Source organism: Streptomyces sp. NRRL S-1022, assembly GCF_000720135.1.
Classification (GTDB): domain Bacteria; phylum Actinomycetota; class Actinomycetes; order Streptomycetales; family Streptomycetaceae; genus Streptomyces.
Window position 1 is genome coordinate 34,782 of record NZ_JOIU01000009.1, and the last position, 18,319, is coordinate 53,100.

Genomic DNA, 18,319 nt, shown 5'->3' on the forward strand with positions numbered 1-18,319 from the left:
ACCGACCGTACGGACCCGGCTCCGCGCCGCATCCCGGCGTCCTCCGGACGGGCGACTACGCCCTCGGGAAGAGCGTCGCCGCGACGTGCCGGGTGTCGGTGTACTCGACGACGGAGACGATCCTGCCGTCGCGCACCGTGAAGACGCCGCCGCAGCGGTTGTCGTAGGTGCCGCCGTGCACGGTCTGGGCCCGGGAGGTCCATTCGGCCGGCTCCCCGGCGTCGTCGGGCCGCCCTCCGGGCGTCTCCGGCGGTGCGGCGTACGGCCATCCGACCGCGTGGCGCGGCGCCCCGGCCAACAACGACGCGGCACGGCCGACAACGTGCGGTTGTCGCACCGGGTCGGGGGCGGACGGGCGCCCATCCCAGCGTTGACAATACATACGGTCGACCGCACACTCTGATCCATGACGACTCTCACCGAGGAGACCGACCCTTTCTGCCTCCCCGCGGCCGACGCCGCGGCGCTCCTGTCCCACGCCCCCTGGCAGCGCTACGCCGTCATCGGCGACAGCCTCTCCGCAGGGACGGGGGACACCAGCCCCGGGTACGGCGAGCAGGGCTGGTCCGACCGGTTCGCGGACGTCCTGCGGTGGGTGAGGCCCGGCCTGGCCTACCTGAACACGGCGGTGGACGGCGCCACGACGCTCGACACCCTCGCCCACCAGACCGCCGCGATGCGGGACTTCGCCCCGGACCTGCTGCACCTGCCGTGCGGGGCCAACGACCTGCTGCGCCGCTCACCGGACTTCGGGGAGATCGAGCGGAACCTGCGCACGCTGTACGAGGTGGCGGCCGGCACGGGCGCGCAGCTCACGACGTTCACCCTGGGGCGCGCCTACACCGTGCCGGTCTTCCCCGACTGGACGGACCGCGTGCGTACCCTGAACGGCCTCACGCGCACCCTCGCCGACGCCTACGGCGCCGTGGTCGTCGACATGTGGGACCACCCCGTCAACTCCCGGCAGGACCTGCTGAGCGCGGACCGCATCCACTTCGCCACGTCGGGCCAGGCCGTCATGGCGAGCGAGATGACCAGGGCACTGGCCGCCGCCCTGGCCCGCCGCACGCCCTGAGATCCGGCGCCGGCCGCCCCGCGTTCACCACGGGTACGATCGACCGTATGGACACGGGGGCGCGCACGGCCGCCACGGGGGCGGACACGGTGTCGATCACCGACAAGCGCCTGCTCAAGGGGGCGCGCACGCGCGAGACCGCACTGCGGCGCGCAGTCGACATCGCCTCCCTCGACGGACTGGACGACGTCAGCTTCGGCCGCCTCGCCACCGACACGGGCATGAGCAAGGCGGGCATCCAGACCCTGTTCCGGTCCAAGGAGCTGCTCCAGCTCGCGACCGTCGACTTCGCGCGCGGCATGTTCGTCGACGCGGTCGTCCGCCCGGCGCGGGAAGCGGCTCCCGGAGCCGACCGGCTGCGCTCCCTGGTCGAGCACTGGATCGACTACGCCGAGGCCCCGCTGTTCGAAGGCGGTTGCTTCCGCGTCGCCAACATCGCCCGCTTCGACAGCAGGCCGGGACCGGTCCGCGACGCCCTCCTGCGCGACCAGCGGGAATGGCTCGACACCCTCGGCGGGGAACTGCGGCACGCCGTCGCCTCCCACCAGATCGCCGCACTCGACGTCGACCTCGCCCTCTTCCAGCTCGACGCCGTGCTCTGCGCGGCCAACACGGCGCTCCGCCTGGGGGACGAGGACGCCGTCGCCAAGGTCCGCCGCACCGTGGACGCCCTCCTCGGGACGCCCTGAACCCGCCGCGCCGGGCTCCCCGCCGTAGTACCGCGGTACCACCCGCGAGACCGGGTTCAGGCCCCTGGTGCCACCCGGATCGCCGAGGTCACGGGCCTAGCGTGGACCGGGAGGCGCCGGGCGTGGCGGGCGCCGGGGTCCGAGGGAGAGGACGCGCGTGATCGAGGCGACAACTCAGCAAGAGATACGGGGAGAAGACGCGACCGCGTCCAGGCGGTGATCTTCGCCTACGACCACGGCCTGACCCGGCCCCGGCCGGCAGCAGGGCTCCCGCGCAGCCCGGCGGTGCGCCGGCGGGCCAGGGGCGCCGAGCGCCGTCGTACCGCGGTCGTCACCGCACCGGCCACCAGGGCGCCGGCGACGGCCGGCACGCGAATACCGCGAGCCCGTACGACGACCAGGCCGGGGCCCTGTCGTCCAGCCGGCCGGGCGAGTGCCGCGCGAGGCGTATGACGTCCGCCCAGGCGGAGCCGTCCACGGAGGGGGGCCCGCCGGAAGCGGCGCTCACCTGCTGCCTCCCTTCGCACCGGCACCCCGGCGGGCGCGCAGCACTTCGGCGAGCAGGGGGAGCAGCGACACGACGACGATCAGCGCGACCAGCGGCAGCAGATAGCGGTCGACGTCCGGGACCGAGGACCCCAGCGCGTACCCCGCGAGGGTGAGGCCGACGCTCCAGACGAGTCCGCCGGCCACCTGCCACAGCGTGAAGGTCCGCACCGGCACCTCCAGCGCGCCCGCCATCGGGTTCAGCACCGTCCGCACCACCGGGATGAACCGGGCCAGGACGACGGCCTTGGCGTGGCCGTACCGCTCCAGCAGCTCCTCGGCGCGCCGCACGCCCTCGTGCAGCCGCCGGGACCGGCTGCGGCCGATCAGCGCACCGCCCGCCTTGCGGCCGATCAGGTACCCGCACTGCGCCCCCGCGAGCGCGCCGACGGCCGCCGCGACCAGCAGCGGCGCCAGGGAGAGCCGTACGGCCCGGTCCGCCGTACCCGTGCACAGCAGCCCCGCCGTGAACAGCAGGGAGTCGCCGGGCAGGAAGAACCCGATCAGCAGCCCCGTCTCGGCGAACAGCACCACTCCGACCCCCAGCACGCCGAAGGCGGCCAGCAGCGAGTGGGCGTCGAGCACGTTGACAGCCAGCTGCGCGGCCACGTACGGCGGACTGGTCATGGGGGCCTTCCCTGCTGTTCGGCTGGAGGCGAGCACCCGGGGGGCGAGTGACTACACCGAAGTAGACGGTCTACCGAACTGTAGACGAACGCGCCCGGAGATCGGCGGATCGCCGGGTGCCATGTCACCTCGCGGCCGGGCCGCATAAGCTCTGCTGTCATGTCGAACCCTGATGAGCTGCTCGTCGCCATCTCCGCCGCTGTGGAGTCCGAGCGGAGCAATCAGATGTCGCTGACCGTGGTCGTCGGCGGTGCCGTCATCACCGGCCGGCTCGCTCCCGAGGCGGTGTGGCGGGAGCGGGTGGCGGAGGTCCTGAAGGACTCGGACCGCCTCGGCCCGTTCTCCGAGATCTTCGCCGGCGGCCCACGAGGCGGCGGGGCGGGCCGCGGCGAGCCGCCCACGCATCTGCACTTCCATCTCGCCCGCATCCTGCAGGGCAGCCTCGGCATCCCGGAGACGGGTGGCATGTACCGGGTCGCGATCAAGGACATCAGCGCCTGGACCGTAGGCGATCTCAGCTACTTCGACCACTGACGGCGCTCCGGGCGGCCGGTCATCGGCTCCCGGCGGTGCAGTACTGCCGCCGGGTGCCGGACCCCGCGGGGGACACGAGGGCCACGGGGCGGCCGTCCGGGCCGGCCACCCGGGGTATGCGTGCGCCCCGCACCGCAAGGACGGCGCACAGCACCGCCAGCGGCAGCTCCGCACCGAACGCCATCGCCACCGCGGAGACCAGGTCCGTGCCCGGGGCCGCCGTCATGGTGTCGAACCAGGCGTCGGCCACCAGCAGCGTCGCGGTGGCGGTCGCCGTGAGCGGGTGCAGGCGGTGACCGCGCCCGGCCAGCAGCCCCGTGCCGATCAGACCGAGGGACTCCAGGGCGTCCAGGCCGATCCAGACGGTCCGCCCGTGCCCGGTGCCCGCCGCCTGGGGCAGGCCGGCGGCCAGGACGACCAGCCAGGGCAGCAGTGCCAGGCCGCAGCCGACCAGGACGTGTTCCACGCGGCACCGGTGGCGGGTCCTGCCGCCGGCCGGCCGGGGCGCGGTGGCGTGCGGTCGGCGGATACTCGGCGCGCTCATCGGATCGGTCCCCTCGCGTTCCCGGCTCTTCCTCACGGCCTCCAGCCTCCGCCACGCGGCGATCACCGTCAGTAACGCCGATGCCCGTTCCGGGGTGGTACCAGTTGCACCCCCGGGGCGGGCACCTGCGCCATGGATCACCGCCGGCCGCGGCGCATACCGTCTTCCCATGCATACGACTGCCCGCCCGCGGCGCGCGCTCACGCGGCCGTTCCGAGGAGTCGGACGCCCGGTCGCGTTCCTCGCCACCGGGGTCCTGATCCAGCTCGGTGTCCTGCTCGTCCTGGCACTGCCCTGGATGCTCTTCGTACCGGTCGCGATGTGGGCCGTCCTCCTCGCGGTCCTGGCCCCGACGGCCGCCGTCGCGCTGGCCGGGCCGCTGCTGACCGCGGCGCAGCACGGCCGTTTCCGTACCCGGCTGGGCGTGGACATCCCCTCGCCGTACGCGGGACTGCGGCCCGGGCTGCCCGAGTGGTTCCGCGGCCCGGCGGGGCGGCGGCAGCTGATGTACCACCTGCTGGACGGGCCGCTCCTGGCCCTCGCTGCGGCCTTCGTGCTGCTGATGTGGACCGCCGCCGGCGCGGCCGTCTCGGTGTACGCGTGGCTGTGGCTGGTTCCCCTGGACTGGCGCGCCGGCCACCCCGGGTACAGCACCTGGGCGGCCTACGTCACCGCGGGCGGCGCGGGCCTGCTGTACCTGGCGGCGTGGCTGTCCGGTGCCCTGTCCCGGCTCGACACCCGCGTCGGGACCGTCCTGCTCGGGCCGAGCCGCGAGGAGCAGCTGGCGCGCCGGGTCGACGACCTGACCGAGAGCAGGGCGGGCCTGGTGGACGCCGTGGACGCCGAACGGCGGCGCATCGAGCGGGACCTGCACGACGGCGCCCAGCAGCGGCTGGTCTCCCTGGCGGTCAACCTGGGACTGGCCCGGGCGACGCTCGGCGACCTGCCCGAGGACGCCCGTCGCGTGATCGACGAGGCGCACCGGGAGGCGAAGGAGGCGATCGAGGAGCTGAGCGGTCTGGTGCGCGGGCTGCACCCGGCCGTGCTGGAGGACCGCGGCCTCGACGCCGCGATCTCGGGCGTCGCGGCCAGGGCCCCTCTCCCGGTACGGGTGAGGGTCGACCTGCCGGCGCGGCCGTCGCCCACGATCGAGGCCGTCGCCTACTTCGTCGTCTCCGAGGCGCTGACGAACGTGGTCAAGCACGCCGAGGCGTCCGGGGCCGAGGTCATCGTGGAGCGTTTCGGGCCGACGCTGCTGGTCGTCGTCAGCGACGACGGTGTGGGCGGCGCCGATCCCGCCGGCGGCACCGGGCTGGCGGGGCTGGCCAAACGGGTCGCCGCGGTGGATGGCACGCTGTCGGTCGACAGCCCCGTCGGGGGGCCGACCGTGATGACCGTGGAGCTGCCGTGCGTGCCGTGATCGCCGAGGATTCCGTGCTGCTCCGGATCGGTGTGGTCAAGGTCCTGGAGACGGCCGGGTTCGAGGTGGTCGCCGAGACCGGTGACGCCGAGGCGCTCCTGTCGGCGGTCGAGGAGCACCGGCCGGACATCGCGGTCGTGGACGTCCGCATGCCGCCCGGTTTCACCGACGAGGGCGTACGGGCGGCACTCGTCATCAAACGGCAGTCGCCGCGGACGGCGGTCCTGCTCCTGTCGCAGTACGTGGAGGAGCGGTACGCGGCCGATCTGCTGTCCGCCCACACCTCGGGCATCGGTTACCTCCTCAAGCAACGGGTCGCCGACGTCGAGGAGTTCATCGACGCACTGCGCCGGGTGGCGGCCGGCGGCACCGTCCTGGACCCGCAAGTGGTCTCCCAGCTTCTGGTGCGCCGCCACAGCGACCCCCTGGACCGGCTCACCCCCCGGGAGCGCGAGGTCCTGGAACTGATGGCGGGCGGCCGTTCCAACGCCGGCATAGCCGCCCGGCTCGTGGTCAGCGAGAGTGCGGTGGCCAAGCACATCAACAGCATCCTCACCAAGCTGGACCTGCCGAGGGCCGACGCGGACCACCGCCGCGTCCTCGCCGTCCTCCGCTTCCTCGGCGTCTCCTGACGACTCGCCGGCTCGCCGGCGGTGCGCGGCACCGAGGCCCGGATCCCGTCAGCCGTCCCGCCTGATCCACTCGTTGCCGCCCAGCGGGTAGTCGTAGCCCGGGCGGTCCGCGTCCGCGCTGGTGCGGAACGGCCTGCCGTCGCCGTCGACGTGGAGGGTGCCGCGCCGGCCGCCGGCGGACCAGTCCAGGGTGAGGTCCCACCGCACGTCGTGCGCCCCGGTGTGGGCGGTGACGTAGAAGACCTCCGGGTCGGACTCGCTGACCTTGTACGGGAAACCGCGCTGGCCGTTCTTGGCGGTCACCGTGGGACTGCCGTTGTCGAGGTCGACGTCGAACGACTTCGTCCCGACACCGCCGCCGCAGCCGACGCCCATCGAGTAGTCGTTCCAGGCGAGCGGCGCGCCCCTGGAGAGGACACGGACGTGCAGCGCCTCCAGCACCACGGTGTCCTCGCCGGTCCCCTGGACGGTGAGGGCGACCCGCTGTTCGCCCGAGGACACCGCCCCGTACGCGGCCGCCCAGCGCGGGGCGGTCTCCTCGTTGGCCGGCGGGCCGACCTGCCCGGGTTCGCTGTCGACGAGGAAGTGCTGGCTGCACGGGTCTTCGTACACGTAGGGACGGACGCCGACGGTGAGCGGTACGGCGCCGGTGGCGCCGCCGTCGGTGTGCTGCGCCCCGCCCTGCTTGCCGCCCCGGGACGCGCCGGAACCGGACGCCTCCGGTCCGGCCGCCGGTCCGGACGCTGCGGACCCGGTGGGGGAGACGGAGGCCGACGCGGACGGCTCGTGCCCCTTCGTGCTCGGGGACGGCCGGGCGGACGGCTTCCCGGTGTCCGCACCACCGGTGGTCGCGGCGGTGGCCCCGGCCGCCCGCCGGTCCCCCGTGCCGGACCCGCCGCCGTGCGGGCGCACGGTGAGCACCACGGCTCCCAGCACGACGGCCGCGGCGGCGCAGGCGATCAGCACGGTACGGCGACGGGAGGGACGGGGGCGGGGTCCAGCAGGCGGCGCGGGTGCGCGCGGTACGTCGACGACGACCGGCTCGCCGCGCTCGCCCTGCTCCCGCCCGGGTGATGCCGCCGGGCCGGCGCCGCCGTCCGCCGCACTCGTCCCGCCGGGGCCGGCAGCACCGCCGGCCTCCGGAGCCGGAGCCGTCGCCGCGGCCCGCTCCGCCCGGCTCCCGCGTGCCGCGTCGGCCAGGATCCAGCGCCGGTGCAGCTCCACCAGCTCCTCCGGCGTCGCCCGGCAGACCCTGGCGAGGCGCTCCACCGGTGCGTACTCGACGGGCACCGCCGTGCCGTTGCAGTAGCGGTGCAGCGTCGACGTGCTCATGTGCAGCCGCTTGGCGAGCGTCCCGTAGCTGAGTCCCGAGCGGTCCTTGAGCTCCCGCAGCAGCCGGGCGAACGCCTCCGTCCCGCCGGCCTCCGTCGTCCCCGACACCCGTTCCCCGTCCCCTCGTGTTCCAGCCGAGCGTTCCAGGGCCCCTGTATTTCCCCTGGTCAGCGTACGTTTCGGCGTTCCCGCGTCCCCAACTGCCCGCCGTGCGTGGCGGCTGGGACGGATCACCTCACAAGCTTCGGTCATCCAATCACCACCCCCACCCGAACACCGAAGGGGCAAGCCGCATGTCCAGCCTCCGCACCTCCCGCACCCGTCTCGCCGGCGCCGCCGCGACCGCCGTTCTCGCCACGCTCTCCCTGACCGCCTGCCAGGACGGCACCGGTGTCCATGTCGCGGGCACCCCGGCGGCGGCCACCACCACCGCGCACTCCGCTCCCGCCGCTCCCTCCCCGGACACGTCTTCCGCCGGCACCGGCTCCTCCGCCCCGCGGGCCGGGGCCGCCACCGGCACGGCACGGCCCGCCGCGGGCACGTCCACGCCCGCCTCCGCCTCGACGGCGCGTGTCCCCTCCGGCAGGCCGGACAGGCCGGTCACCTGCGAGGGCGGCAACACCAGGACGGTCGCGGCCCCGCTGAACCGCCCGGTGAACCACATGCTGCTCACGGTGACCAACACCGGCCGCGCGACCTGCTACCTGTACGGCTACCCGGCCGTCCGCTTCGGCGAGGCCCAGTCGGTGCCCCCGGTCATCGAGGACTCGCAGCCGCAAGCGGTCGTCACGCTGGCGCCCGGCGAGTCCGGCTACGCCTCCGTGAACCTGTCCGCCACGGACGGCAGCGGCTCGCACGGCCACACCGTGAACTCTCTGACCGTCTACTTCCACGGCCGCTCCGGCAACGAGAGCGTCGGCACGGGCGCGCACCCCGCGCTGCCCGCGAAGGGCGTCTACGTCGACGACTCGCTCAAGGTCACCTACTGGCAGCAGTCGATGGACGACGCCGTCCAGTGGTGACGGCACGGCGGGAGCCCGCTCAGCCGTACGGCTGACCGCCGGCCGCCGCCGCGCCGGCACCGGTGCCGTACGGCAGGCGTGTGCGCCGGTACAGGGGGCAACCGGAAGCCACGGAGAAGTCGTTGGGCGCATCTCCGGTCACGACGGGTGACCGACGGCAGGGAGGTGGATGACGATGTGGTGGGTCTGGCTGGTCGCCCTCGTCGCGGCGGTGGCAGTGGTCGCCGGGGCGGTGGTCCTCGTTCAGGCACGGCGCCGATCGGGCACGGTGATCGCGGTCGACCGCGGGCGCGCCGGCCGGGGAGGCCGACGGTGAATTCCCTCGTACTCGCCTCCGAACTGTCCGGACGCGTGGTGGTGACCCTCGGCGGGGAGGCGGTGGCGCAGATCAAGGACGTCGTCTTCGACGGGCCGGCGGGCCGGATCACGGGTTTCACCCTGAGCGGGCGCGGCCTGCTGGCCGGGCCGCTCAAGCAGAGTCTCCGCTTCTCCCATGTGCACGCGGTCGGGCCGTCGGCGGTGATGATCGTCAGCCAGGCCCTCTTCGAGGACCGGGACGCGGTCGTCGGGCGCGGCGAAGCCGGTCGTGGCCGGGTCCTGGGTGCCCCGGTCCTCACCGAGGAGGGCACCGACATCGGCACCGTGGCGGACGTGGTGATCGAGACGGGGGCGAGCGGCCAGGTGGTCGGCTTCGAGGTCGCCGCCAACGACAACCTCGACGCGCAGCACCGCAAGGTGTTCGTGCCGCGCGGCCAGTCGCTGGCCGTCTCCGGCCAGGCCCTGGTCGTGCCCGCGCAGGCCCAGCGCTTCGTCGCCGACGACCTGCCCAGCTTCGCCCCCCAGGTCGAAGCCTTCCTCACCCACATGCGGCACCGCTGATCCGGCGCCGCCCCGCCGACGAAGGAGGACCCGCGATGCTCTTCTCCCAGGCCTTCGGCCTGCCGGTGATCACCGCCGACGACGCGACCAGCATGGGCAAGGTGGCCGACCTGACCGTCGACGCCCAGGACGCCACGGTGGCCGCGGTGCGGTTGTCCGGGGCGGCCGGCCGCGCCGAGGCGCTGGCATGGAGCGCCGTGGAGAGCGTGGGCCCGGACGCGGTGATCGTCCGCTCGCGTGTCACGGCAGAGCAGGGGCAGGACCGTCTCCCGGCCCATCACCGGGTACTCGGGAGCCGGGTCCTGACCGAGCACGGCGTCGAGCACGGAACGGTCAGGGACGTCGCCTTCGACCCCGTCTCCGGCCGCGTCCTCACGCTCTACACGGCCCTCGGCGAGATCGCCGGCACCCGCCTGATGGGCCTCGGCTCGTATGCCGCGGTGGTGCGCGCCGAACCCGTCTGAGCACGGCGCGCCCGACCGCCCCTGCACGCGGCCGGCTTCGCCGGCGGCCAGCCGTACAGCGTTCCGGATGCCCGCGCTCCGTACACCACCTCGCAGCCGAACGGCCCATGCGCCGCGGGCGGCCGGTCGGCCGCCCGCGAGCGGTCCGAGCCGTACGGCGGCGTCCCGGCGGGCGCCGTGACCACGGACGGTGCGACGGCGCCGGACCGTCCGGGGCCGACCGGGCGAAGTTCCTCCGCCGGGCAGCGCAACGCGCTCCGCCGGGGTGTGCGGGCGTCCCACCCCGGTGTTTGTCTGATGCCCGGACCTCCGGGCGACGGGCCCGGCGGGAGCGGGCACGCAGTGGAGGAGCAGGACATCGTGAGTTCCACCGAGGGGACATCCCAGGGCCTGATCCCCGCCCATCTGCTGCGCGGGCAGAAGGCGCTGGTGACCGGCGCGAACTCCGGCATCGGCCGGGCGACGGCCGTCGCCCTCGGCCGGGCGGGGGCCGACGTCGTCGTCAACTACGTGGCCGGCGGCGAGGAGGCCGAGAAGGTGGTCGAGGAGATCACCGGCTTCGGGGTCCGGGCGGCCGCCTACGAGGCGGACGTCTCCGACGAGCAGCAGGTCGTCGCCATGATGGACCGGATGGTCCAGGAGTTCGGCACGATCGACATCCTGGTCGCGAACGCGGGGCTCCAGCGGGACGCCCCGTTCATCGAGATGTCCCTGGCCCAGTGGCAGAAGGTCCTGGACGTCAATCTCACCGGGCAGTTCCTGTGCGCCCGGGAGGCGACGAAGGAGTTCCTGCGCCGCGGAGTGGTCCCCGAGGTCTCCCGCGCGGCCGGCAAGATCATCTGCATGAGCTCGGTGCACCAGATCATCCCGTGGGCCGGGCACGTCAACTACGCCTCCTCCAAGGGCGGGGTGCAGATGATGATGGAGACACTGGCCCAGGAGCTCGCCCCGAAGAAGATCCGTGTGAACGCGATCGCCCCCGGGGCCATCAAGACCCCCATCAACCGCGGCGCCTGGGAGACGCCCCAGGCCCGGGAGGACCTGCTGCGGCTGATCCCCTACGACCGCATCGGCGACCCCGAGGACATCGGCCACGCGGTCGTCGGTCTCGCCTCCGACCTCATGGACTACGTCGTGGGCACCACCCTGTACGTCGACGGCGGGATGACGCTCTTCCCGGGGTTCGCCACCGGCGGCTGACCCCCCTCACCCGGCCGTCGGCGCGGCGGCGGCCGGTGGCCGGGGCCGGCCGGTGCGGCCGCACTACCGCCGGTCGAGGGCTGCGTTCAGGGTGATGGCCGAGTCGATGAGGGCGAGGTGGGTGAACGCCTGCGGGAAGTTGCCGAGCTGACGGCCCGTCGGATCGATCTCCTCGGAGTACAGGCCCAGGTGGTTGGCGTACCCCATCATCTTCTCGAACACGAGCCGGGCCCGGTCGGTCCGTCCCGCGCGCGCCAGGGCGTCGACGTACATGAACGTGCACAGGGAGAACGTGCCCTCCGAGCCGCGCAGACCGTCGGGCGAGGCATCGGGGTCGTACCGGTAGACCAGGCTGTCGCTGACCAGTTCCTGCTCCATGGCGTCCAGGGTCGCCGTCCACAGCGGATCCCCGGCGGTGAGGAACCCGACCGTCGCCATGCGCAGCAGCGAGGAGTCCAGGACCTCACTGCCGTAGTGCTGGACGAAGGCCCGCCGGTTCTCGCTCCACCCCTTGGCCATGACCTGCTCGTAGACGGCGTCCCGCTCGGCCCGCCAGCGGTCGGCCGCGGACGGCCACCCGTTCGCCTCGGCCAGTCGCAGGGCGCGGTCGAACGCCACCCACGACATCACCCGGCCGTACGTGAAGTCCTGACGGCCGCCACGGGTCTCCCAGATGCCCTCCTCCGCCTGGTCCCAGTGGTCGGCCAGCCATTCCAGATCGGTCCGCAGCGAGGTCCAGCCCCCGTGCCCCACCTGGAACCCGTGCTGGTGCGCGAAGTAGATGCTGTCCAGCGCCTCGCCGTAGATGTCCAGTTGGAGCTGGGTGGCGGCGCCGTTGCCGATCCGGACCGGGGCGGATCCCGCGTAGCCCTCCCAGTGGCCGAGGATCTGCTCGCTCAGGTCCGAGGCGCCGTCGACCGTGTACATGATGTTGAGCGGGCCCGTGCTCCCGGCGCCGCCGGCCCGCTCCTTGACCCGGTCGCTCAGCCAGAGGATGAACGCCCTGGCCTCCTCCGTGAAACCCAGCCCCAGCAGGGCGTACACGGAGAAGGAGGCGTCCCGGATCCAGGTGAAGCGGTAGTCCCAGTTGCGCTCACCGCCCAGTTGCTCCGGGAGGGCCGCCGTAGGGGCGGCCACCACGGCGCCGCTGGGGGCGAAGGTCATGAGCTTCAGCGTGATCGCGGACCGCTCCACCACCTCCCGCCAGCGTCCGGTGTAGCGCGACTGGGCCAGCCAGCAGCGCCAGAACCCCGTCGCCTCGGCGAAGAGCCGCTCGTGTTCGTCGCGGCGGATCTCCCTGGGCGGTCCGTCGGCGCCCGTCTCCAGCACCAGCCCGCGCTGCTGGCCGGCCTCCAGGGTCAGCGAGAGCTGGAGGTCGGCGCCCCGGTCGGCGAGCACCTCCGTGAGCCGCTCGTCGTCCGGTTCCCGGACGGGATGCACGGTGAGCCGCGTGCCGTCCTCCGCCGCGAAGACCGCACCGTGCGGGGTGATGTGCAACTGGTGCTCGCTGCGCCCGTAGTCGAACCGCGGGGCGATCTCCACATCGAACGTCATGCTGCCGCGCACACAGCGGACCAGGCGGACCAGCCGGTGACGGGGCGTGGCCGTCGTACCGGTCACGGGCATGAAGTCGAGCACCTCACCGGCGCCGGCCTCCGTCATGAACCGGGTCACCAGGATCGCGGTGTCGGGCAGGTACAGCTGCTTGGTCGCATGGGTCGGGTGCGCGGGCCGGATCGTGCAGTGCCCGCCGTTCTCCTTGTCCAGGAGCGCCCCGAACACACTCGGCGAGTCGAACCGCGGGGAGCAGAACCAGTCAACCGTCCCCTCCGTGGTCACCAGCGCCGCGGTCTGCAGGTCGCCGATCAGCCCGTGGTTCTCGATGAGTGGGTAGCCGTCCATCGGGGCGCCCCTTCCGGTGTGCGGTTCACCCGAACGCACCCCCGGCATCAGCGTATGCCGCCGCTCCTGGACAGGCACGGCGGCACGCCCGCTGCCACCGGGGGCGCCGTGCGGTCCCAGGACCGCTCCGAGTGCTCGCACCTGCAAAGTGCATCCGGTGGCGTTCGCCCCTCATTGCGGCCCCGCGTCTCACGCTTCCCCGAGCGAATCGGCGCTCGGCCGGGATAGGTGGATCCGCCCCCTACTGCTGCATCCGCGAACGGCCGTTCCCTTTATCACATGCGGCATGTCCCCGTCACCCGAACAAATCAATGACACCACACGTGACAGCAAGCAGACGAGGTAGTAACCTCCTGAACAGTCCAGCGGAATTCTTGATGCGTTGCTTTCACGGAAATGGGAAACGGCGCAGCGAGTGGGATCCGTATTCCTAGGAACAGCGCAGGTGGGAGCGTTGGTGAATTCTCGGGAAAGGATTGTGGGTGGATTACACGGGGGATGTGCTTGCCGCCGGAGTGGTACGGGAGATTGGTGACGAGATTTCCGGTGAGCAGCTCGGGGTGCACCACGGATTAATAGCGGAGTTGAGCCCGGTCGAGTCTGTTCCGGTCTCGTCGATAATGCCTGGCGACTCTCCTCGTCTCGATGGGGAGGATCATTCGCATGCCCAGATCCTGGCGAATGTCGAACACCCGTTGCCGCCGATCATCGTGCACCGCCGTTCGATGCGGGTGATCGATGGATCGCACCGGCTCATGGCGGCGTCGATAAAAGGGCAGGAAACCATTGATGTCCGGTTCTTCGACGGTCCCGAGCAGCTGACCTTCCTCATCGCGGTCCAGGAGAACGTCACGCATGGCCTGCCGCTCACCCGGGCGGACCGCGAGGCGGCGGCGCGCCGGGTGCTGGCGGCGCAGCCCCTCTGGTCGGACCGGGCCGTGGCCGCGGTGACCGGGCTCTCGGCGCGGACCGTGGCCGCTCTCCGCAGGACCATCACGGAGTGTTCGACTGCGGACCCGACGCAGTTGAACGTGCGTTTGGGCAGGGACGGCCGGTACCGGCCGGTCAACTACAGCCAGGGGCGGCTGCGCGCCAGCGAGGTGGTGACGGCCTACCCGGAGATGCCGCTGCGCGAAGTGGCACGTCAAGCGGGGGTTTCGGTCGCTACGGCGCGAGATGTCCGGCAGCGGATCCAGCGGGGGGTCGACCCCCTGCCGCCGAAACTGCGCCTGGCCGGGCAGGACGCCGGTCCGAACAGGGAGGAGACGCCGGACCCGCCCGCCGACCGGGCGGCCGGTGAGCAGCCGTCCGTCCGCCCGCGGCCGGCTCCCTGCGAGGCCGCCGACTGGTCGGCCCTGCGCGCCAAGCTCCTCCAGGACCCGCTGCTGCGGTACTCGGAGTCGGGCCGGACCCTGTTCCGCTGGTACGACACGCACACGATCAGCACGCAGGACGTGACGGCGGGGGTCGACGGGGTGCCGCCGCACTGGATCAAGGAGATCGCGGCCGTGGCGCGTTCCTGCGGGGAAACCTGGCTGAATATCGCGAGAGAGCTCGAAGGTCAACGGCAAGAGGTCTGACCGCATACGGGGGCAATGCCGGTGGCCGGGACCGAATAGGTTCCCGGTCACCGGCATTCCTATGCTCTCCTTGACGCTCAAACCGAGTCGTACGACGATTCTTTGGCCTCTCGCGAAAGGAAGTTCGTATGCCAAGTCTGACCCGTGAGGAAGCAGGGGAACGCGGTGCCCTGCTTCTGGTCCGCTCCTATTGTGTCGACCTCGATCTGACCACCGGATCGGACACTTTCCGCTCGACGACGAAAATCCGGTTCGACGCCCGTGAGTCCGGGGCGGAAACCTTCCTGGACATCCAGCCGAAGGAACTCCGCTCGATCACGCTGAACGGCCGGGAGCTGGATGCCGGTGAATTGCGGGACGGCCGGTTCCCGCTCACCGGACTCGCCACCGAGAACGAAGTCGTCGTCGTGGCCGACATGGGTTACTCGCACGAGTGCGAAGGACTCCACCGCTATGTCGACCCCGCCGACGGCGAGACTTATGTGTATTCCTTCGTCTACGTCGACAATGCGCCCCGCGTCTTCGCCTGTTTCGACCAGCCCGACCTGAAGGCCCCGTACGAGTTCGACCTGACGGTGCCCGAGACCTGGCAGGTGCTCGGCAACAGCGAGGCCGTGCGCACCGGGCCCGGCCGCTGGAGGCTCACCGAGTCGCCGGCCCTGGCCACCTATCTGACCGCGCTGGTCGCCGGGCCGTACGCCTCCTTCCGGTCCGAGCACCACGGCACACCCCTCGGGCTGCACTGCCGGGCCTCGCTCGCGGACTCCCTGAAGACCGACGTGGAGGAGATCTTCGAGATCACCGCCCAGTGTCTGGACGCCTACACCGAACTCTTCGGTGTGGGGCACCCGTTCGCCAAGCTCGACCAGGTCTTCGTGCCCGAGTTCAGCGTGCTCTCGCTCGACCACCCCGGCTGCGTGCTGCTGCGCGAGCAGTACCTCTTCAGCTCGGCCGCCACCGACAGCGAGCGCGAGACCCGGGCCGTCGTCCTCGCCCACGGCATCTCCCTGCTGTGGCTGGCCGGACTGGTGACCAACACCTGGTGGAACGACCTGTGGCTGGGCCAGTCGCTCGCCGACTACATGGCACACCGCGTCACCAGCGAGGCGACCCGGTTCCCCGGACCGCCCACGACGTTCGCCGCCCGCCGCAAGGGCCAGGCGTACGTGCCCGACCAGCGGCCCTCCACCCACCCGGTCAGCATCGAGGGCCCGGACGTGCGCACGGTGCAGCTGGAGCTGGACCGGATCTCGTACTTCAAGGGCCACTCGGCGCTGCGCCAGCTCGCCGCGCACGTGGGCGACGACGCGCTGCGCGCCGGACTGCGCACCTACTTCGACCGGCACGCCTACTCCGCGGCGACCTTCGCGGACTTCCTCGCCGCGATGAGCGAGGCGGCCGGCACCGACCTGACCGACTGGGCCGACAAGTGGCTGCACTCGGCCAACGTGAACACGCTCACCCCCGAGTTCACCGTCGCCGACGGGCGCATCACCGCCGCCGCCGTCCGGCAGGGCGCCCCCGACAGCCATCCGGTGCTGCGCCCGCACACCATGGACGTGGGCCTCTACTACCCGGACGACAGCACCACCGTCCGGGTCCGGATCGACGGCGAGCGCACCGAACTGCCCGAGCTCGTGGGCCGTCCGGCGCCCGCGTTCCTCCTCCTGAACGACGGGGACCTCACCTACGCCAAGATCGGGTTCGACCCCGGTTCGCTGGCCGCGCTGCCGGACATGCTCCCGAGGCTCTCCCCGCTGAACCGGGCGATGGTCTGGTGCGCCCTGCTGCTGGGCGTCCAGGACGGGACGTTCCCGGCCGCCTCGCACCTGGCCCTGGTGAGCGGGATGGTGCGGGAGGAGACCGAGCTGTCGATCCTGGCCGAGGTCCTCGAACAGGCCCGCAACGACGTCGCCGACCGGTTCCTCGCGCCGGAGGAGCGGCCCGCGGCGATGGCCCGGATCGCCGAGGCGCTGCGCGGCAGGCTCGCCCGCACCGACGCCCGGGACGAGCGGATGATCACGCTCTTCCGGGGCCTGGTCGACTTCACTGCCGACACCATGGAGCTGTCCGGCTGGCTGGCCGGTGACGGGCTGCCCCCGGGGCTGGTCCTCGACACCGACGTGAGCTGGCGCATCCGCTACCGGCTCGCCGTGCTCGGCGGGATGGACACCGCCGACATCGCCGTGGCCCTGGAGGCCGGACCGGGCGCCGTCGCCGAGCAGTTCGCGACGAAGTGCCGGGCGGCACTGCCCGAGGCGGGGGCCAAGGAGGCGGCGTGGAACGCGATCATGCACGGCTCGGACCTGTCCAACTACGAACTGTGGTCCCTGGCCGAGGGGTTCTGGCAGCCCGAGCAGACGGCGCTGACGGAGCCGTACGTCGAACGGTTCTTCAAGGACATACCCGCCGCCGCCCGCAAGCGCGGCGACCTGGTGCTGGATCTGCTGCTGCGCTTCCTCTACCCGCGTTACGCCGCCACCCCCGCGACGCTCGCGGCGGCAAAGCGGATGCTCGCCATCGACGGGCTTCCGGTGACCCTGCGCCGCCGGGCGGCGGACCACACGCATGATCTGCGCCGGGTGGTCGCGGCCCGGGCGGCGTGGGCGGAGCAGGAGTGACGCGGCCGGCCGGGCGCTCCCCGCGGGTCGCGATCGTCGGGGGCGGGGTCGCGGGCGCCCTGCTCGCCTGGCGGACCGTCCGGGCGCCGGGCGGGGCCTCGGTGGACCTGTTCACCGAGGGCGCCGGGGGGCCGGTGGACGCCTCCAGGGTCTCCGGCGGGCTGGTCCGGGGCTTCGAACCCACCGTGGCGGCGGCGGTGCCGGCGGCGGAGAGCCTCGCCGAGATCAGGGGCAGCGACGTCCTGCGCGAATGGTCCGGGTACCGGGAGACCGGGGCGCTGTACGTCCTGCCCGCCGGTGCCGACGCACGGGAGCCGGCCGACGTCCTCCAGTCCTGTCTGCCGGGCTCGGCCGAGGTGGTCGGCCGGGACCGGGTGGTGGGTGACTTCCCCTTCCGGGACCTGCCGGCCGGCGCCGTCGCCGTGGTGGAGCGGTACGCCGGGCACATCTCGCCGCACCGGCTGCGCACCGCGGCCCTGGGGGCGGCGGCGGAGGCGGGGGCCACCGTCCACGGGACGGCGGTCGACGCGGTGACCCGGGACCCGGCCGTGCGGACGGCGGACGGCCGCACCCGGCGCTACGACCGGGTCGTCGTCGCGGCGGGCGCCTGGACACCCGGGCTGCTGGCCCGCAGCGGGCTGCCGGTGGCGGGGCTGCGCACCAAGCAGATCCAGTACAGCCTGTGTACGGCACCGCTGCGGGGACTCGGACCGTTCGTCGACGAGAACTCCGGGCTCTACGGCCGGCCCTACGAGGACGGCTCCTTCCTGCTGGGTGTCCCGACCGACCGGTGGGACGTCGATCCCGGCGCGGTCACGGCCGACACGGCGCTGGCGGCCCGGCTGGCGGAGAGCGCCCGGCGGGTCTTCGGCGTCGACGTCACCGTGGGCCGGACGGTCGCCTCCAGCGACTGCTACCACGATCCGGCAGGTCTGGAACTGCGGTCCCTGGGACCGGGACTGCACACCTTCACCGGCGGCAGCGGAGGCGCCGCCAAGACCGTGGTCTCCGCGAGCAGGAAGGCGGCCGCCGCCCTATTGGGCTGACCGCCGTACGCCATTCGGCAGACGTTCGCAATGAGTGCGGGCCGGGATATCTCCCGGCCCGCACTTGTTTTTTCGCACGTGTTCAACCTGGCCGTTCTATGCGCGTTCAACTTGGGGTTTCCGTTCAACTCGGGCCCCGCGCCCGACTGTTGATTCGGTCTTGGAGACCGGCGAAGATTCCATGCGGCCCCAGGAACCGCAGCGAG

The 18,319-nt window shown here is 72.7% G+C and carries 19 protein-coding genes; 13 read left to right on the forward strand and 6 right to left on the reverse strand.

Annotated features, from left to right (window positions below; translation table 11 throughout):
* Positions 1–55: 55 nt before the first annotated feature.
* Positions 56–298, reverse strand: a complete 243-nt coding sequence (locus IG05_RS43650; RefSeq protein ID WP_158838862.1) for a nuclear transport factor 2 family protein — start codon at positions 296–298, stop codon at positions 56–58.
* 108 nt (positions 299–406) lie between these two features.
* Here IG05_RS43650 and IG05_RS0113265 point away from each other — a divergent pair, with 108 nt between their 5' ends.
* Both IG05_RS0113265 and IG05_RS0113270 read left to right on the forward strand, forming a co-directional pair.
* Entirely contained in the window at positions 407–1,075 is a 669-nt protein-coding gene (locus tag IG05_RS0113265) for an SGNH/GDSL hydrolase family protein (protein WP_030342248.1), read from the forward strand.
* A gap of 47 nt (positions 1,076–1,122) precedes the next feature.
* The gene (locus tag IG05_RS0113270; RefSeq protein ID WP_030342250.1) at positions 1,123–1,764 is read left to right on the forward strand and encodes a TetR/AcrR family transcriptional regulator; all 642 of its coding nucleotides are present in this window, start codon (positions 1,123–1,125) and stop codon (positions 1,762–1,764) included.
* 331 nt (positions 1,765–2,095) lie between these two features.
* Here the strand turns inward: IG05_RS0113270 and IG05_RS47770 are convergent, their stop codons facing one another.
* Together IG05_RS47770 and IG05_RS0113280 are read right to left on the reverse strand one after the other, a co-directional pair.
* Complete coding sequence (locus IG05_RS47770; protein WP_158838864.1) at positions 2,096–2,272, reverse strand: hypothetical protein; 177 nt, start codon at positions 2,270–2,272, stop codon at positions 2,096–2,098.
* Complete coding sequence (locus IG05_RS0113280) at positions 2,269–2,937, reverse strand: DedA family protein (protein ID WP_030342252.1); 669 nt, start codon at positions 2,935–2,937, stop codon at positions 2,269–2,271. The genes IG05_RS47770 and IG05_RS0113280 overlap by 4 nt, the downstream gene beginning before the upstream one ends.
* A gap of 159 nt (positions 2,938–3,096) precedes the next feature.
* Between IG05_RS0113280 and IG05_RS0113285 the strand changes: the two genes are divergently transcribed.
* A complete protein-coding gene (locus IG05_RS0113285) occupies positions 3,097–3,471 on the forward strand; it encodes a hypothetical protein (RefSeq protein ID WP_030342254.1) in 375 nt (124 codons plus the stop codon).
* Positions 3,472–3,490: 19 nt separating this feature from the next.
* On the opposite strand, the gene IG05_RS44985 is transcribed toward IG05_RS0113285, so the two are convergent.
* Positions 3,491–4,015 carry a hypothetical protein gene (locus IG05_RS44985; RefSeq protein WP_199808308.1) on the reverse strand — a complete coding sequence of 175 codons (525 nt, stop codon included), beginning with the start codon at positions 4,013–4,015 and terminating at the stop codon, positions 3,491–3,493.
* 169 nt (positions 4,016–4,184) lie between these two features.
* On the opposite strand from IG05_RS44985, the gene IG05_RS0113295 reads away from it, so the two are divergent.
* Both IG05_RS0113295 and IG05_RS0113300 read left to right on the forward strand, forming a co-directional pair.
* Complete coding sequence (locus tag IG05_RS0113295) at positions 4,185–5,435, forward strand: sensor histidine kinase (protein WP_030342257.1); 1,251 nt, start codon at positions 4,185–4,187, stop codon at positions 5,433–5,435.
* Positions 5,423–6,067 carry a response regulator gene (locus IG05_RS0113300; RefSeq protein ID WP_030342259.1) on the forward strand — a complete coding sequence of 215 codons (645 nt, stop codon included), beginning with the start codon at positions 5,423–5,425 and terminating at the stop codon, positions 6,065–6,067. The genes IG05_RS0113295 and IG05_RS0113300 overlap by 13 nt, the downstream gene beginning before the upstream one ends.
* Before the next feature lie 48 nt (positions 6,068–6,115).
* Here the strand turns inward: IG05_RS0113300 and IG05_RS0113305 are convergent, their stop codons facing one another.
* Positions 6,116–7,507 (reverse strand): helix-turn-helix domain-containing protein, encoded by a 1,392-nt coding sequence (locus tag IG05_RS0113305; protein WP_030342260.1) that lies wholly within the window; start codon positions 7,505–7,507, stop codon positions 6,116–6,118.
* Positions 7,508–7,692: 185 nt separating this feature from the next.
* Between IG05_RS0113305 and IG05_RS0113310 the strand changes: the two genes are divergently transcribed.
* From IG05_RS0113310 to IG05_RS0113330, 5 genes are all read left to right on the forward strand, one after another.
* Positions 7,693–8,421, forward strand: coding sequence for a DUF4232 domain-containing protein (locus tag IG05_RS0113310; protein ID WP_030342262.1), 729 nt, complete (start codon positions 7,693–7,695; stop codon positions 8,419–8,421).
* Between the two features lie 169 nt (positions 8,422–8,590).
* Entirely contained in the window at positions 8,591–8,737 is a 147-nt protein-coding gene (locus IG05_RS47775; RefSeq protein WP_158838866.1) for a hypothetical protein, read from the forward strand.
* A complete protein-coding gene (locus IG05_RS0113320; RefSeq protein WP_030342264.1) occupies positions 8,734–9,300 on the forward strand; it encodes a PRC-barrel domain-containing protein in 567 nt (188 codons plus the stop codon). Before IG05_RS47775 ends, IG05_RS0113320 begins: the two co-directional genes overlap by 4 nt.
* A 35-nt stretch (positions 9,301–9,335) precedes the next feature.
* Positions 9,336–9,764 (forward strand): PRC-barrel domain-containing protein, encoded by a 429-nt coding sequence (locus IG05_RS0113325; protein WP_030342265.1) that lies wholly within the window; start codon positions 9,336–9,338, stop codon positions 9,762–9,764.
* A 360-nt stretch (positions 9,765–10,124) separates the two neighbouring features.
* A complete protein-coding gene (locus tag IG05_RS0113330; RefSeq protein WP_030342267.1) occupies positions 10,125–10,964 on the forward strand; it encodes an SDR family oxidoreductase in 840 nt (279 codons plus the stop codon).
* 63 nt (positions 10,965–11,027) lie between these two features.
* Here IG05_RS0113330 and IG05_RS0113335 read toward each other — a convergent pair whose 3' ends face one another.
* Positions 11,028–12,866: a glycoside hydrolase family 15 protein gene (locus IG05_RS0113335; protein WP_030342269.1), complete on the reverse strand. Its 1,839-nt coding sequence runs from the start codon at positions 12,864–12,866 to the stop codon at positions 11,028–11,030.
* Between the two features lie 482 nt (positions 12,867–13,348).
* Here IG05_RS0113335 and IG05_RS0113340 point away from each other — a divergent pair, with 482 nt between their 5' ends.
* The 3 genes from IG05_RS0113340 (at position 13,349) to IG05_RS0113350 (ending at position 18,113) form a co-directional block, all read left to right on the forward strand.
* Positions 13,349–14,446, forward strand: a complete 1,098-nt coding sequence (locus IG05_RS0113340) for a ParB/RepB/Spo0J family partition protein (protein WP_051789762.1) — start codon at positions 13,349–13,351, stop codon at positions 14,444–14,446.
* A 128-nt stretch (positions 14,447–14,574) separates the two neighbouring features.
* Positions 14,575–17,067 carry an aminopeptidase N gene (gene pepN / locus IG05_RS0113345; RefSeq protein ID WP_030342272.1) on the forward strand — a complete coding sequence of 831 codons (2,493 nt, stop codon included), beginning with the start codon at positions 14,575–14,577 and terminating at the stop codon, positions 17,065–17,067.
* Positions 17,064–18,113, forward strand: coding sequence for an NAD(P)/FAD-dependent oxidoreductase (locus tag IG05_RS0113350; RefSeq protein WP_030342273.1), 1,050 nt, complete (start codon positions 17,064–17,066; stop codon positions 18,111–18,113). Before pepN ends, IG05_RS0113350 begins: the two co-directional genes overlap by 4 nt.
* The last annotated feature ends 206 nt before the right edge of the window (positions 18,114–18,319 follow it).